This is a genomic window from Phytobacter sp. (genome assembly GCF_059074235.1).
In genome coordinates, this window is record NZ_JCACPZ010000001.1 from 175,480 (window position 1) to 191,913 (window position 16,434).

The 16,434-nt window shown below is 56.4% G+C and carries 13 protein-coding genes; 5 read left to right on the plus strand and 8 right to left on the minus strand.

Annotated elements, in window-relative coordinates; genetic code table 11:
- From AC5JPW_RS00810 to AC5JPW_RS00825, 4 genes are read left to right on the plus strand one after another with little or no spacing between them, the layout of a single operon-like run.
- On the plus strand, positions 1 to 1,392 hold the full coding sequence (locus AC5JPW_RS00810) for a YlbE family protein (RefSeq protein WP_494237734.1): 1,392 nt from the start codon (positions 1 to 3) through the stop codon (positions 1,390 to 1,392).
- A 2-nt stretch (positions 1,393 to 1,394) separates the two neighbouring features.
- On the plus strand, positions 1,395 to 2,348 hold the full coding sequence (locus tag AC5JPW_RS00815; RefSeq protein WP_494237735.1) for a carbamate kinase: 954 nt from the start codon (positions 1,395 to 1,397) through the stop codon (positions 2,346 to 2,348).
- 29 nt (positions 2,349 to 2,377) lie between these two features.
- Positions 2,378 to 2,773: an allophanate hydrolase-related protein gene (locus AC5JPW_RS00820; RefSeq protein ID WP_494237736.1), complete on the plus strand. Its 396-nt coding sequence runs from the start codon at positions 2,378 to 2,380 to the stop codon at positions 2,771 to 2,773.
- A gap of 19 nt (positions 2,774 to 2,792) precedes the next feature.
- The gene (locus AC5JPW_RS00825) at positions 2,793 to 4,391 is read left to right on the plus strand and encodes a regulator (RefSeq protein WP_494237737.1); all 1,599 of its coding nucleotides are present in this window, start codon (positions 2,793 to 2,795) and stop codon (positions 4,389 to 4,391) included.
- A 53-nt stretch (positions 4,392 to 4,444) separates the two neighbouring features.
- On the opposite strand, the gene AC5JPW_RS00830 is transcribed toward AC5JPW_RS00825, so the two are convergent.
- The 7 genes from AC5JPW_RS00830 to gmk form a co-directional block, all read right to left on the minus strand.
- The gene (locus tag AC5JPW_RS00830; RefSeq protein WP_494237738.1) at positions 4,445 to 6,145 is read right to left on the minus strand and encodes an AsmA family protein; all 1,701 of its coding nucleotides are present in this window, start codon (positions 6,143 to 6,145) and stop codon (positions 4,445 to 4,447) included.
- 129 nt (positions 6,146 to 6,274) lie between these two features.
- Positions 6,275 to 7,660 (minus strand): uracil-xanthine permease family protein, encoded by a 1,386-nt coding sequence (locus AC5JPW_RS00835; RefSeq protein ID WP_494237739.1) that lies wholly within the window; start codon positions 7,658 to 7,660, stop codon positions 6,275 to 6,277.
- A gap of 160 nt (positions 7,661 to 7,820) precedes the next feature.
- On the minus strand, positions 7,821 to 9,902 hold the full coding sequence (gene recG / locus AC5JPW_RS00840) for an ATP-dependent DNA helicase RecG (protein ID WP_494237740.1): 2,082 nt from the start codon (positions 9,900 to 9,902) through the stop codon (positions 7,821 to 7,823).
- Positions 9,903 to 10,607, minus strand: a complete 705-nt coding sequence (gene trmH / locus AC5JPW_RS00845; protein ID WP_494237741.1) for a tRNA (guanosine(18)-2'-O)-methyltransferase TrmH — start codon at positions 10,605 to 10,607, stop codon at positions 9,903 to 9,905.
- Positions 10,608 to 10,673: 66 nt separating this feature from the next.
- Entirely contained in the window at positions 10,674 to 12,800 is a 2,127-nt protein-coding gene (gene spoT / locus AC5JPW_RS00850; RefSeq protein WP_494237742.1) for a bifunctional GTP diphosphokinase/guanosine-3',5'-bis pyrophosphate 3'-pyrophosphohydrolase, read from the minus strand.
- An 18-nt stretch (positions 12,801 to 12,818) separates the two neighbouring features.
- Complete coding sequence (rpoZ, locus tag AC5JPW_RS00855; protein WP_000135058.1) at positions 12,819 to 13,094, minus strand: DNA-directed RNA polymerase subunit omega; 276 nt, start codon at positions 13,092 to 13,094, stop codon at positions 12,819 to 12,821.
- A 54-nt stretch (positions 13,095 to 13,148) separates the two neighbouring features.
- Positions 13,149 to 13,772, minus strand: coding sequence for a guanylate kinase (gene gmk / locus AC5JPW_RS00860; RefSeq protein ID WP_494237743.1), 624 nt, complete (start codon positions 13,770 to 13,772; stop codon positions 13,149 to 13,151).
- Positions 13,773 to 14,029: 257 nt separating this feature from the next.
- Between gmk and ligB the strand changes: the two genes are divergently transcribed.
- A complete protein-coding gene (gene ligB / locus AC5JPW_RS00865; protein ID WP_494237744.1) occupies positions 14,030 to 15,715 on the plus strand; it encodes an NAD-dependent DNA ligase LigB in 1,686 nt (561 codons plus the stop codon).
- On the opposite strand, the gene AC5JPW_RS00870 is transcribed toward ligB, so the two are convergent.
- A complete protein-coding gene (locus tag AC5JPW_RS00870) occupies positions 15,712 to 16,329 on the minus strand; it encodes a trimeric intracellular cation channel family protein (RefSeq protein WP_494237746.1) in 618 nt (205 codons plus the stop codon). The two genes, ligB and AC5JPW_RS00870, sit on opposite strands and share 4 nt — an antisense overlap.
- Positions 16,330 to 16,434 lie beyond the last annotated feature (105 nt).

A 16,434-nucleotide genomic window follows, 5' to 3' on the forward strand; every position in this document is an offset into this window, starting at 1 on the left:
ATGACGTCGTTATTTCAACAACCGCTTAGCGTTATCAATCTCGGTCTGGAGAGTTTCGCCGATAATCTGCGTGATGCCGGTGGGGACGTATTGCATCTGCAATGGCAACCCGCGGCCGAAGGGGACGACGAAGCGAACTGGATGCTGGCAACACTGACCGCTGACACGCGGGTTGATGCGGCTAACGAAATTGCTCTCCAGCGTTACCTGGATGCGCAACCGGTGCTTGTGGATATTAGTACAGCGCGGGAAGCCATTCCTGCGCTGGCGACGGAACGTAAAATTCTTCATGCCGGTCCGCCTATCGCATGGGCGGATATGTGTGGCCCCATGCAGGGTGCGATTGCGGGTGCGATCGTGCTGGAAGGGTGGGCGGATAGCGTTGAGCAAGCCATGCTGATGGCGGCAAACAGCGAAGTTGCGCTGGAGCCTTGCCACCACCACCACGCCACCGGTCCGATGGCGGGCATTATCAGCCCGTCGATGCCGGTCTGGGTAGTAGAGAACAAAACGGCGGGCAATCGCGCCTTCTGCAACTTCAATGAAGGCCTGGGGAAAGTGCTGCGCTTTGGTGCTAACCATGAAGAGGTGCTCGATCGCCTGCGCTGGATGGCTACCGTGCTGGCCCCGACTCTGAAAAAAGCCCTGGCCATGAGCGGTAACATTGAACTGAAACCGCTGATTGCGCAGGCCCTGCATATGGGAGATGAGTGCCATAACCGCAACGTCGCGGCGAGTGGGCTGCTGTTCCGCCGTCTTGCCCCCGATCTGGCGCGTATTGAGCACGGGCCGGAGGTGCTGGAGTTTATTGCCGCCAACGATCACTTCTTCCTCAACCTCTCTATGGCGGCCTGTAAGTCGATGCTCGATGCTGCCAGCGATGTACCGTACAGCTCGATGGTGACGGTGATGGCACGCAATGGGGTTAACTTCGGGATTCGCCTGTCCGGCACTGGCGACCGCTGGTTCCAGGCACCGGCTAACCCGGTGAATGGTCTCTTCTTCCCCGGCTTTGGCGTGGACGATGCCGCGGCGGATTTAGGCGACTCTGCCATCACTGAAACCGCAGGTATTGGCGGCTTTGCGATGGCAGCCTCTCCGGCGATTGTGAAATTCGTCGGCGGCACGCCAGCGGATGCGGTACGCCATAGCCAGGCAATGCACGAAATCACCCTGACCACGCAACCGGCCTTCACCCTGCCTGCGCTGAACTTTGTCGGCAGCGGCTGTGGGATTGACGCCCGACGCGTTGTCGACAGTAACATTTTGCCGATCATCAACACCGGTATTGCCCACAAGCTGGCCGGAGTTGGACAAATTGGTGCGGGCATTACCACCGCACCGTTAGCCTGTTTCATTGCTGGACTGACCGCGCTGTCCCAAGGGGGATAACCATGTCTGGACGCAACATTGCTGTCGTCGCCGTGGGTGGCAACGCGCTGATCCGCTTGCCGGGTGAAAATGCCCTTGAGCAGCAGTATGAAGCGGTGAAAGAGACCGCCACGCATGTGGTGGACCTGATTGCTGAAGGCTGGCGCGTTGTCCTGACGCACGGCAACGGGCCGCAGGTAGGTTTCATTCTGCGGCGCAGTGAAGTTGCGAAAGATGCCGCCCCGACTGTGCCGCTGGAATATGCGGTAGGGGATACACAAGGGGCGATTGGCTTTATGTTCCAGAACGCCTTAGGTAATGCGCTGACTGCGCGTGGCCTGGCGGATATTAACGTTGTTGCGCTGGTCACTCAGACGCGCATCGACCCCAACGATCCGGCGTTTGCTGCGCCAGATAAACCCATCGGTGCGCCGATGGACAAGGAGACGGCGACCCATCTTGCGAACACGCAGGGTTGGCAGATTGCCGAAGACTCCGGGCGCGGCTGGCGACGTGTGGTGGCCTCTCCCGCACCGCTGGAAGTGATTGAAACTCCTGTTATTCGCACCCTTCTTGAGCAAAACGTTCTGGTTATTGCCTGTGGCGGCGGCGGGATCCCCGTCTGGCGCGATAGCGACGGCAGGCTGGTTGCCGCGCAGGCCGTTATCGACAAAGACAGAGCATCGGCGCTACTGGCCTGCGAGCTAGGCGCGCAGATGCTGCTTATCCCGACCGGGGTTGATCAGGTAGCACTTCATTTTGGTACACCGCAGCAGCGCTGGCTCAGCCAGCTTTCACTCGCAGAAGCAGAAGCGCTGCTAAAAAGCAGCGAACTGGGTGCGGGCAGTATGGCTCCGAAGGTCGAGGCTATGCTGACTTATTTGCGTGGTCAACCGCAGGGTACCGGGATTATCACCACACCGCAGGGCATTGCCCGCGCACTGCGTGGAGAGGGCGGAACCCGTTTTACGTGCTAGAGCAGGCAAACTATTCAGAGCAAAACACTATGATAAATAACAAGATCTTACTCGCGGTAAATGGCACATTAATGCGTGGCCTTGTGTTGAATCCTAATATGATTTCCGCACAGGCCGACTTTATCAGGGAAGACACTACCGCCGCCTGCTACCGCTGTTGGACCATCAACGATAATCATCCTGGCATGATCCGTACCCCCGGAGACGGCGGTGCGATTGCGCTGGAGATTTGGGCTGTACCGCCTGCGGGACTTGGCGATATTTTACAAAAAGAGCCTGCCGGATTGTGTATCGGCAAAGTGGAGTTGAGTGACGGTAGCGAAGTCCTTGGCGTGCTGGCTGAACCCTGGCTGGTGGAAGGACAAAAAGAGATTACCACCCTGGGAGGCTGGAGAGCATATACCGGCCACTATATGACTGAGTAATAACGTCAGGAGTAGGATCATGGCGCAAGGAAACAACGCCTTTAGACCACAGCTCTGGGTCGCAGGCGATTTAAACGCTTTTTTTGGTCTGTTCACGAATGTGTTATTGAATGTGCTGGTCCTCTCCGGACTGGCGTTGTACGTCGCGCAAATTCCGGCGACCACTGTTTATGGCCGTATCCTGCCCGCTCTGGGCATTGCACTTCCCCTCGGAAATCTCTTTTACGCATGGCTTGCCTGGCGACTGGCCCAGCGCGAAGGTCGCAACAATGTGACCGCTCTGCCTTACGGTCCCAGCGTTCCACATATGTTTATCGTGGTGTTTGTGGTGATGCTGCCGACGCTGCTCATCCATAAAGACTGGATGCTGGCGTGGAAGCTTGGGCTTATCTGGGCAATGATTGTTGGCGTTATTGTTCTGCTCGGGGTGATTGTTGGCCCGACTATCCGTAAATATACGCCGCGTGCTGCCATGCTGGGCACGCTTGCTGGTATCGCCATTGCATTTATCGCCATGCGTCCGGCGTATCAGATGTTTGATACCGCGTGGATTGGCGTTATCTGCTTCGCCATTATTCTGCTCAACTGGGTCGGCAATGTGCGCCTGCCGTTTGGTTTGCCGGGTGGGCTGGCGGTGGTGATTGTCGGGTGCGTGCTGGGCTGGGGCGCGACCTTCTTAGGCCTCAGCGACATCATGAATCCGGCGGCGGTCAAAGAGGCAGCGGGCAATTTTGCGCTACATTTACCATCACTAACGGGTGATGTGTTCAGCGTGCCGTCGGAGCTGGTCTGGCCGCTGCTGGTCACCGCAATCCCACTGGGCATCTTTAACTTCACCGAAATTCTCAATAACGTCGAATCTGCGGCGGTGGGTGGCGATAGCTACAACCTGCGTGCGGTGCTGGCGGCGGATGGCGTTGGGGCGATTGTCGGTGCGCTGCTCGGTTCTCCGTTCCCGCCTGCAGTCTATATCGGCCACCCAGGCTGGAAGGCGATGGGCGGGCGTATTGGCTACTCGCTGGCAACCGGTATCTGTATGGCGATTGTTTGCTTCCTCGGCCTGACCGCGCTGTTGCTGTCGATCATTCCGCTGGTAGCGATTGTGCCAATCCTGCTGTTTATCGGGCTGGTGATTGGTGCGCAGGCATTCCAGGTGTCACCAAAACGCCATGCGCCGGCCATTGTGCTGGCACTGGTGCCGAACATCGCCGAATGGGCGAAAACCCAGGTAGACGGTGCGCTGAACGCAGCAGGGGCGAACACGGTCAATTTGCCGACTGAAGTGGTGAGCAATATGGCTACCAACGGCGTGCTCTATAACGGCATGGCGACCACCGGTGGCGGAGCGGTGCTGGCAGGACTGATGATGGGGGCAATTGCTGCCTTTATTATCGACCGACGCTTTAACTGGGCGGCAGTGTACGCCGCAGCGGCAACGGTGCTCTCTTTCTTCGGCTTTATTCACGGCCACCAGATGGCGGTCAACGCCTCGCCAACGGTCACCTTTGCCTATGCGGTGGTGACGCTGATGCTGACGTTCCTGGCCTGGCGTCAGGTGCGTGAACAGGGCGCACTCGACTGGTCACCTATCGATAATGACAAGGAACCGCTGGTCTAATCGGTTTTGCGTTAAATGAGAGACTGCGCCATCTTCGGATGGCGCAGTGCTTATCAAGGCTGTGGTTGCACTTCTCCGCCTGACACTACACCCGCGCGCATACTCTGCTTAACCTGTTGCTGTTGCGCATTCACGACGGATAACTCGCCATTCACCGTCGGTTTTAACGGCGCATCGGCCTGTACCCGGCCCGTGGCGCTGAGCTGCAAATTGCCATCTCCGCTGATAGGTAGCGCTGGCCAGCCCCATTCCTGCAAGACATTCACCGGTACACCGCGCCCGTTAAGGCTCAGGTTTACGCTACGTTCCGGCGTTTGTCCTACCACTGCGGTCGCTTCGAGCATCCCTTTTGCGGTGAAAGCACTGAGTTCAGTAATGTTCACCGAGCTGCTGTTGGCGCTCAGTGCTAAAGACGGGCGACGCACATCCACGCGATTAAAGGTGGCGGCAGCGGCATTCAGCTTAAGATCGCCATTCCAGATGCCCCACTGGCGATCGCGAGCCAGCAGCAGATTGGTGCCGTAACCGTCGAGAGCCGTCAGTTGCCAGGGGAAGGTCGGGTCAATGTCGATAACCAGGTTACGGCTGGCACTCAGTTTTTTCAGTTCAACGCTATGCAGCCATTCAGGAAGCGTATCCATCCAGGTCTGTTTCCACTTCTCGGGCAACGTGTATTCCAGACCGACAATAGCCGCATCGTTCAGCACCAGCGCTTTACCGCTGCGCGTCCAGTAGCCGGATGTCCGTACCATGCCGTTTTCCCAGCGGGTGGTGAACTGCTGGACGGCGATACCCTGCGGGGTAAATTCCGCATTGATAATGGGATCGAAGAAGTGCAGCGAACCGTAGATGAACTCGTTGGCATTCATAGATAACTGACCGTCATCCGTGTGCCAGTCGCCTTTGGTGAGCGTCAGGTTGCGCAAGCTGAGATCAAGATCGGTGACCGCCCACTCCGGCCCTTGTAAACGTGCATCGGTCACGTCCAGGCGACCAATTTGCAGTGAAGGCAGGGTGGTCAGCGGGGCGAAAAAGTCAGTCAGTGATTTGTCGCTTTGCAGACGAATGTCATTCAGGCGCAGGTTATCCACCACCCAGCCGCCGTCGGCGTCGCGCCTTGCGTTGCCGGTGAGTGAGCCACGCGCCATATCAGCACCGATGGTGGTCAGGGTGACGGTGTCCTTATCAATGCTCCCCTGAATCAACACGTTGCTGGCGGGCACGCCGTTGAGGGTCATCGAGCCTGCGCTCATCTGAATCTGTGCCTGATTTCCCAGGACGTTCCCGGCAATCGGCTGCCAGGGACTCACTCCACCGGTCACGCGCTGAGCGCTGAGATCCCACCCGGTAGCCGGGCTGTTGAACGCCATGTTGCTCAGTTGCAGGCGGTCGGCCTGGAAAGGCAGAGGGGCGGTGGCCGGGGAGAGATTCAGCGTGCCATCCTGAAGCAGAATGGTGTCGGTGTGCAGCGGGTCGGTGAGCTGGCGGCTGCTCAGGCCGATGTCGACGCCTTTGGCGACCAGTGTCGCGGGCTGGCCTTTACGACCAAAATTCACATTGCTTAAACGTATATGGGAAGGCGAAGAGAGGCTGTGATCGATGGCATCGAAGGTCAGGTGATAGTCGCTGTTTTTGTTGACCCAGTTACTGACCTGCGTCGCGCCCCATTGGGTTTTCAGCAGAAAATAACAGGCGACCAGCGCCACCAGCAGGACGATAACAACGAAAAGAAGCAGCTTTCCAATAAATTTCATGATCTTCCATCCTCGAATGCCGATACAGGAGTTATGCACGATTTGTGCGCAATCCTCAAGGTACGATTGGTGAAAGAGCGTTACAGCGGGGTGACAGAGGCAACGGTGTGACCCGCTGCCTCGACAGGATTACTTCTTATCGACAGGGAAAACCAGGTTCAGCACGATAGCGGTAATGCCGCCCGCAGCGATGCCGGAAGAGAGCAGGTTTTTCAGCCAGTCAGGCGCGAACTGCAGGATCATCGGTTGCTGAGATACGCCCAGGCCAACGGCCAGAGACAGCGCGATAATCATGATGGCGCGACGGTTCAGCGGCTCGCGGGAAACGATACGCACACCGGATGCGGCAATGGTACCGAACATGACCAGCGTTGCGCCGCCCAGTACCGGCTCAGGCAACTGCTGCACGAAGGCGGCAACGGCCGGGAACAGGCCCATCACCATCAGCATTACGGCAACAAAGAAGCCGACGTAACGGCTGGCTACACCGGTCAGCTGGATAACCCCATTGTTCTGCCCGAAGCAGGAGTTCGGGAAGGTGTTGAACACCGCAGAGACAAAGGAGTTCAGGCCGTTTGCCAGCACGCCACCTTTCAGGCGATTCATGTAAACCGGGCCGGAAACTGGCTGCTCGGAGACGTCAGATGTAGCGGTGATGTCGCCGATGGTTTCCAGAGAGGTGATCATAAAGACCAGCATCAGTGGCAGCAGCAGACTCCAGTCGATGCTCAGGCCGTAGTAAAGCGGGGTCGGGATCATAAAGGCGTCGGCAGGGGCAACATAGTCCGGCAGCATGCCCATCATCATGGCCATGACATAACCGACGGCCATCGCAATCACCAGGGAAGCGATACGCAGGTACGGGTTACGCTGACGGTTCAGAAGGATGATGATGGCGAGCACAATGCCTGCCAGCAGCAGATTTTTTGGTGCGCCAAAGGTGTGGTTTGCCATGGCCCCAAAGCCACCGCCCACGGACGTCAGGCCAACCTGAATCAGCGACAGACCGATAATCATCACCACGACGCCGGAGACCAGTGGGGTGATCACGCGACGGGCGAACGGCAGAATGCGGGAGATGACCATCTCGGTGCAGCTTGCCAGCATCAGGGAGCCGAACAGCGCTGCCATCATGGTCGGGACATCTGCGCCACCGGTTTTCAGCGCCGTACCGCCCATAATCAGCGGAGCCACAAAGTTAAAGCTTGTTCCCTGAATGGAGAGCAGGCCGGAACCGACCGGGCCCCAGGCTTTAATCTGGATGATGGATGCCACGCCGGAAGCGAACAGGGACATGCTGATGATGTGCTGCGTGTCCTGAGCCGGTAAACCCAGAGCCTGGCAAATCAGTAAGCCTGGTGTGATAACGCCAACAAACATCGCCAGCAGGTGCTGCAGGGCGGCAAAAATGGTTTGCGCCATAGGCGGGCGGTCTTCAAGGCGATAGATCAGTTCGCTGGGCTGGGTATGCGCAACCGTTTGCGCATTTTCGGACTCGATGGTGTTGACAGACATCTCAAGCAATCCCCTGATGGAAAAGCGGAGATTCTATCGGACTGTTTGGTAAAAGCAAACGGTTGCTTACCAATAAAACGTACTTTTATAAAGAAAGTTGAGAGCGGCGAGTTAGGTTCTAAAGAGGGTTGTACTATTGGCGGAATGAACGTTAGAAAAATCAGGCGTTTGAATAGCGTTCGGTTTCCGGCATCCAGCGTTCGATCAGGGCTTCAGCCTGCTGTGGATAGCGTTCATGGATATGGCGGGCAATGCGCTGCACTTCCGGGATCATCGCCTGGTCACGCAGCAAATCCGCCACTTTAAACTCTGCATTACCGGTCTGGCGGGTGCCAAGCAGTTCGCCGGGGCCGCGAATTTCCAGATCTTTTTGCGCAATCACAAAGCCGTCATTGCTGTCGCGTAGTACCTGCAGACGCATTTGCGCCGTCTTCGACAGCGGGGATTTGTAGAGCAGAACGCAGTGTGAGGCTACCGCACCGCGCCCAACGCGACCACGAAGCTGGTGCAGTTGCGCAAGGCCCAGACGCTCCGGGTTTTCGATAATCATCAGGCTCGCATTCGGTACATCCACGCCCACTTCGATAACCGTTGTCGCAATCAACAGGTGCAATTCACCCTGTTTGAAGGCGTGCATGACTGCCTGCTTTTCTGCGGGTTTCATGCGGCCGTGCACCAGGCCGATATTCAGCTCCGGCAGTGCCAGTTTCAGCTCTTCCCATGTGGCTTCTGCTGCCTGGGCTTCGAGAAGTTCGGACTCTTCAATCAGTGTGCAGACCCAGTAAGCCTGACGACTCTCTTCGGTGCAGGCGTTGCGCACACGGGTAATGATGTCGTTACGACGGGTATCCGGTATCGCCACGGTAGTCACAGGTGTGCGACCCGGTGGCATTTCATCAATCACCGAGGTATCGAGGTCAGCATAGGCGGTCATCGCCAGGGTGCGCGGAATCGGGGTCGCCGTCATGATCAACTGATGTGGGTGGAAGCCCTGCTGCTGGCCTTTTTCCCTCAGAGCCAGGCGCTGGTGGACGCCGAAACGGTGCTGTTCGTCGATAATCACTAATGCGAGTCCGTTAAATTGCACCTGTTCCTGGAAGATAGCGTGGGTGCCCACCACCATCTGTACCTGACCATTGGCAATAGCATCTTGCTGCGCCTGACGCGCTTTCCCTTTTTGTTTACCCGCCAGCCAGCCCACTTCGACACCCAGTGGTTCAAACCAGCTACGGAAGTTGTTGGCGTGCTGTTCAGCCAGCAGTTCGGTAGGGGCCATCAGCGCCACCTGGTTACCGTTAGCAATGGCGCGCAACGCGGCCAGCGCGGCAACCAGTGTTTTACCGGAGCCGACATCACCCTGTACCAGACGCATCATCGGTACGTCGAGTGCCATATCGTGTTCGATTTCTGCCACTACACGTGCCTGGGCTCCGGTAGGTTTGAATGGCAGCGAAGCCAACAGGTTGTTTTTAAGGATGTCTTTCGCACCCAGAGGCTTAGCGTGATACCGCTGTGCACCAGCCCGCACGGCCAGCATGCTCAGGTTGTGTGCCAGCAGTTCTTCAAGAATCAGTCGGCGCTGTGCCGGATGCTGCCCGGTTTCCAGATCGGCAAGCTGCAGTGACGGCGGCGGGCGATGTAGCGTGCGCAAGGCTTCCGGCAGGGACATCAGTCCTTGCGCCAGTTCTGGCGGTAACAGCTCTGCAATGGCGCAGGTATCGAGCAAATCCAGCGCCTGGTCGGTGAGTTTGCGCAACGTCGCCTGCTTCACCCCTTCGGTGGTCGGGTAGACCGGGGTTAAGGTTTCCTGCAGCTCAGGTGTGCTGAGATCGCCCTGCACGCGGTATTCCGGGTGGATCATTTCCGCACCGTATTTCCCGCGTTTTGCTTCGCCGTAGGCCAGCACGCGACGCCCGGTCGCGAGGCTGTTTTTCATCGCCGCGTTGAAGTTGAAGAAGCGCATGGTGAGGATGCCGGTACCGTCGCTTATCTGGCAGGTCATCATGCGACGGCCGCCAAAGGTGATATTGCAGTTCAGCACTTCGCCTTCCACCGTGGCGTAAATGCCCGGAAGCAGGTCGTTAATGGGGTAAAGCTGGGTGCGGTCTTCGTAACGTAGCGGCAGGTGTAACAAAAGGTCCTGAACGGTATGCAGGCCGATTTTCGCAAGCTTGCTGGCCTGAGCGGCACCCACACCGGTGAGGGTGTTGAGGGGGACAGCGTCCAGCAAACGGCCTTTCATTTACAGTTCAGCCTTTAAGGATTTGGATTGCATGGTCGCCCACCAGCTTTCGTCAGCTTCGACTTGCCCCTGCAGATTGATGCGGGGATAGGGCAGGCCTTTGCGTTTGGCGACTCGCGCCAGTACCGGATAGCCGCCTTCAAACAGCAGGCGTTGCTGCTCTTCATCCGGTAGCGTGCTGTTTTCACGATTGTACATACCGGCGTTCTGCCGCTGACGCTGTGCTTCATAAAGAATGAGCGCCGAAGCGACGGAGACGTTCAGCGACTGAACCATGCCAATCATCGGAATGATAATGTCCTGATCCGCCAGATCCAGCGCTTCCTGGGTGATCCCGGTTTTTTCCTGGCCCATCAGAATACAGGTCGGGCGGGTGTAGTCGATTTCGCGAAAATCCACGGCCTTAGCCGAGAGATGGGTCGCCAGCACCTGCATGCCAGAGGCTTTGATATGTGTGACGGCATCGCGGATGTTGGGGTGGGTTTTCACTTCCACCCAACTGTTGCTGCCAGCGGCTGCGCCAGCCATGGTGCGTAGGTTATTGCCTGGCCAGACGGCGTGCACTTCATGAATACCGACGGCGTCCGCAGTGCGGATGATTGCGGAAACGTTATGAGGTTTGTGGACCTGCTCCATACATACGGTCAGGTCCGGTTGACGCCTGGCGAGCATTTCGCGGATGCGCGTATAACGTTGTTCATTCATATACACTTCATTCTTCAAATTGCCTCGGCGTTAGCTGCGCTCTCTCACCCAGGTCTGTGTATAAAATTAATTTCGGTTACGGGTGACTTTGATAACGTCCGGCATCACGCGGATTTTGCGCATGATGTTTGCCAGATGGACACGATCGCGAGCGGTCAGACGGATATAAGCGCTATAAACGCGGCCGTCTTTCTCTTCCGTATTCAGGCTTTGAATATTGGATGACGCAGTGTTGATTGCCGCCGTCAGGTTCGCCAGTGCACCCTGGTGGTTGAACATATCCACCCTGATTTCGGTGATAAATTCCTGCGCGGTGTCCTTGTCCCACTCGACTGCCATGTATTTTTCGGGCTCTTTTTGATAGCCACGAATGTTACGGCAGGACTCATGGTGGATGACCAGCCCTTTACCTGGACTGACGTGCGCCACGATCGGGTCGCCCGGAATAGGACGGCAACATTTCGCGAAGGTGATCAGGACACCATCAGCACCTTTGATAGGCAGATGGCTGTGACCGTTGCTTATGCTAGTGATGCTTTGCGTTGTGGCTGTTGCGTCACCCTGTTGCAGGTTCTTCGCGACGACGACGCTCATGGCGTTACCCAGACCGATTTCCGCCAGCAGGTCGTCCAGCGACGCCAGCTTCATGCGATCGAGCTCGCGCTGAATATGTTCCTGCGGGATCTCTGCCAGTTTGCGGCTGCCACCCAATGCATGGTTGAGCAGACGACGCCCCAGGCTGACAGAATCGTCGCGTTTGAGGTTTTTCAGCAACTGGCGGATTTTGGCACGGGCTTTCGAGCTGACGACAAAGTTCAGCCACGCTGCGTTCGGGCGAGCGCCCGGTGCGGTAATGATTTCCACCGTCTGGCCGCTGGCAAGAGACTGCGACAGCGGGTAAGGCTGGCGGTCGACGCGCGCGCCGACGCAAGCATGACCAATATCGGTATGCACGGCATAGGCAAAGTCGACCGGAGTCGCGCCAGCCGGCAGTTCGACAATGCGGCCTTCCGGGGTGAAAACATAAATCTCATCCGGGAAGAGATCAGATTTTACGCTCTCGATAAATTCAAAGGAGCTGCCTGCACTTTGTTGCAGTTCCAGCAGGCTTTGCATCCAGCGCTGGGCGCGGATTTGCGCCGTGGTGCTGCTTTCGCCACCGTCTTCTTTATAAGCCCAGTGAGCCGCAACACCCATCTCCGCCATCTGGTCCATGTCTTCGGTGCGGATCTGCACTTCAACCGGAACACCGTGCGGGCCAATCATCGAGGTGTGTAAAGATTGATAGCCGTTCGCCTTCGGAATGGCGATGTAATCTTTGACGCGGCCTGGACGTGGCTTGTAGAGGCTGTGCATCTGGCCAAGCACGCGGTAGCAGGTGTCTGCATCCTGGACGATTACGCGAAACGCGTAGATATCCATGATCGAGTGGAAGCGCTGCTCTTTCAGCACCATCTTGCAGTAGATGGAGTACAAATGCTTTTCCCGACCACTGACGCGACAGGGAATTCCCGCTTCCTGCAAACGCCCTTCAATCTCCGCAAGGATTTTTTGAATCATCTCTTTACGGTTGCCGCGCGCGGCTTTCACCACTTCTTTGATAACGCGGTAACGGTTCGGGTGCAACGCTTCAAAGCCCAGCTCTTCAAGCTCGGTTTTGATGTGATGTATACCTAAACGGTGCGCCAGCGGGCTGTAGATTTCGAGGGTTTCACGGGCGATGCGGCGACGCTTGTCCGGGCGAAGTGAGCCCAGCGTGCGCATGTTGTGGGTGCGGTCAGCGAGTTTGATGAGAATGACGCGGATATCCTGCACCATCGCCATGATCATCTTGCGAAAGTTTTCAGCCTGGGCTTCTTTCTTATCGCGGAACTTGAGTTTATCAAGCTTCGACACCCCTTCCACCAGCTCGGCAACGCTTTTGCCAAACAGCTGTTCCATGTCCTGGTAGGTGGCGGGGGTATCTTCAATCACGTCATGCAGCAGAGCGGCCATCAGCGTTTCGTGGTCGAGTTTCATCTCGGCCAGGATACAGGCCACCGCTACCGGGTGCGTGATATAGGGTTCACCGCTTGAACGTGTCTGGCCCTCGTGAGCGTCACGTGCAACGAGGTACGCCTGCCGCAGACGCTTAATCTGGTCTTCCGGCAGGTAGTGTTGAATCAGCTGATTCAGGCTTTCAAACAGATACAAGGGCGACCCGCTTTGTGATTAACGACGACCTTCAGCAATAGCGGTAACGGCTTGTAATTCAGCGGCTTCCTGCTCTTGCTGTTCCTGGCGCTCACGTACGTCGAGGATCTGGTTGTTGATCAGACCTTCTTCGATTTCGCGCAGGGCGATAACGGTGGTTTTATCGTTTTCTTCCGGTACCAGCGGATCCTTTCCGCCTACCTGCATCTGACGAGCGCGACGCGCGGCGACCAGTACCAGGTCAAAACGGTTACCAATTTTCTCAACAGCGTCCTGAACAGTTACGCGTGCCATAATTAAAATGCTCCACAGGTGAAGAAATGACTGGGCATGATACTGAAACTGGTGTCAGTCTGCCAATAGTTTGCTGATTAAAGCGTCATGTCGCTGTTTTTGGCGGCTCATGCGCAGACGTTCGGCGCGAATGATGTTTTTCAGATCGCTCAGCGCGGTATCAAAATCATCATTCACAATAAGGTAATCATACTCGGCGTAATGGCTCATTTCAGCAACTGCCTGCGCCATTCGTTTCGCAATCACCTCTTCGCTGTCCTGACCGCGACCACGCAGGCGTCTGTCCAGTTCGACCTTAGACGGCGGCAGAATAAAGATGCTGCGTGCCTGCGGCATTCTTGAACGGATTTGCTGAGCGCCCTGCCAGTCGATATCGAGGAAAACATCCACGCCGGTTTTAAGCACTTGCTCAATGGTGGCGCGGGATGTGCCGTAATAGTTACCAAAGACCTCGGCATGCTCAAGGAACGCATCATCGCCAATCATCGATTTAAATTCGTCGTGATTAACAAAGAAATAGTGTTCACCGTGCACCTCACCCGGACGCGGCGCGCGCGTGGTGTGTGAAACAGAAACCTGGGTGTCATACAACGGTTGGGTTTTCAATAAAGCCTGAATGAGGCTTGATTTACCCGCGCCACTGGGGGCGGAAACAATATAAAGCGTGCCTTGAGCCATGAGAGTCTTTTGTATGTGAATTGCGAAAGGAAACTTACATACGTGCCTATTATACACAACGGCGCAACGTGACGTAGCCCTCGTCACACTTTTTACTGTCGATTCTCCGGTTTTGCGCGTCTTTTCCCTGATTTGACGTCAGTTTTCTGTAACAAGCAAAAGTGTACTGGAGCCGCCTCGCAAACCTTCCCTTTGTATCTCGAAATCCTCTGCTGGGTTCAGTTATACCTTTGCCATTCAGGTAAGGAGGCAGACAGATGGCATTAAGAACAGGCATGTTTATCAGTGTCTTGCTGTGGAGCGTAATGGGATTTTCGGCCTGCCCGGTCTGGTCGCCCACACAAGCGCAGCAAGAGATAACGCTTTTAGAGCAGCAGATTAACAAGTGGAACGATGACTACTGGCGGCGAGGGGCCAGTGCTGTCAATGACGATGTGTATGACACCCTCACGGCGCGACTGGAAAGCTGGCGGCACTGCTTCGGGGGTGAGGTGGTGCATGCCTCGCCTTCATTGCCCGGGGGAAATGTAAAACATCCGGTGGCCCATACCGGCGTCGAGAAACTGCGGAGCAAAGTCGCGCTACAACGATGGATGCAGGGGAAGTCATCTCTTTGGGCGCAGCCAAAGGTGGATGGGGTGGCCGTAACCCTGGTCTATCGAAATGGTGAACTCGAACGTGCTATCAGTCGGGGGAACGGGCTGACAGGCGAAGACTGGACGGCGAATGCGCATTTAATCCCCTCCCTGCCAAAAAAAGTGACCGGTGCACTGGCGAACAGTGTTCTGCAAGGCGAGCTGTTTTTGCAACGCTCGGGTCATATCCAAAAGAAAATGGGTGGGATGAACGCGCGTGCAAAAGTAGCCGGGGCGATGATGCGTAGCCGTGACCCGTCGGTATTAAACGAGATCTCATTCTTTGTCTGGAGCTGGCCGGACGGGCCCAAAAGCCTGGTTGAGCGGGGGCAATTACTGTCGAAAGCCGGCTTTGATTGGGTCGAAAAATATACTCTTAAGGTGAAGGATGTTCATGACGTTGAAAAACTCAGGAAAGGATGGTTTACCTCCGCATTGCCTTTTGCGACAGACGGCGTGGTGATTCGTAGTGAGAACGAGCCCGAAGGAAAACGCTGGCTGCCAGGACAGGGGAACTGGGTGGTGGCGTGGAAATACCCCCCGGTTGAACAGGTGGCTGAAGTAAAACAGATCCAGTTTACCGTTGGGCGCACCGGAAAAATTGCAGTTGTCGCGCAACTGGAGCCCATCCAGTTGGATGATAAGCGCGTACAGCGGGTCAATATTGGCTCGGTACGCCGCTGGCAGAAGTGGGATGTTGCTCCAGGGGACCAGGTACTCGTTAGCCTTGCCGGTCAGGGCATCCCACGCATTGATGATGTGGTCTGGCGCAACCAGGTGCGGGAAAAACCGCAGCCTCCAGCGCCGGTGTTCACCCCATTAACCTGCCTTTATGGCTCTCCTGAGTGCCGAGAGCAGTTTATGGCCCGGCTGGTGTGGCTTAGCTCAACGCAGGCGCTGGATATTGAAGGGCTGGGGGAAGCGGGATGGCGCGTGCTGGATCAGGCCTGGCATTTTGAGCATATTTTTTCATGGCTTGGCCTCACGCAGGAGCAGTTGCAACACACCCCAGGGATGACGCCTGCCAGAGGCGCGCAGCTCTGGCACCGTTTTGAGCTCGCCCGCGAACGCCCCTTTACACGCTGGATTGCTGCACTGGGTATGCCGATACCGAAATCGGCATTACACGCAGCCGGTGATGCCAGTTGGCAACTCATTCAGCAGCGTGACGAGCAGGCCTGGCAGCGTTTGCCTGGCATCGGTGCGGGGATTGCTCAGCGACTGAAGACCTTCGCCCATCATGCGGACGTTACCACACTGACGCAGTGGCTTGGTGAGCAGGGTATCTCGGGCTTCGTCCGCGATTAATGCGCGCTGTGGTTATAGTGAAAAACGGGCAATCGCAGTTTCCAGCGCAGCGCCAGCATGCGTGCGGTAAAGCCGAACAGCAGCGTTGAAATGACGATCACATCCTGGTTACTGACATAGTGTTGTAGCGCGATATACAACACCGCAGCGGCAAACGAAATGCCAGCGTAGAGCTCTTTCTGGAAGACGAGAGGGATACGTTTGCAGAACATGTCACGCAGGATACCGCCAAAGACACCGGTAACGACAGCGGCGATCGAGGCAATCACCGGTCCTTCACCCATATCCAGGGCGATTTGTGCACCGATAATCGAAAACACGATCAGGCCGAGGGCGTCCAGAGCCAGAAACAGGCGGCGCAAATGAGGCATTACCGGCGCAACAAGGGTGGTTAATACCGCAGCGATTGCAACGGTGACCACATATTCGGGGTGTTTGACCCAGCCCAGCGGATAGTGGCCAAGCAGGATATCTCTGACTGTACCGCCGCCCAGCGCTGTGGCGGTGGCGATGATGATGACACCAAAGGTGTCCATGCGACGGCGTCCGGCAGCCAGTGCGCCCGTCATCGCCTCGGCAGTAATACCAATCAGATAAAGAATATGTAGCAGCATGAATCCCCCAATAGTGAGGGCGTAAGGGTAGTGTTTTGCTCAGAAGCTCACGATTGAGATTTTTTTGTGCGATGTGTTCGGCTATATATTTACTAATTAATGAAT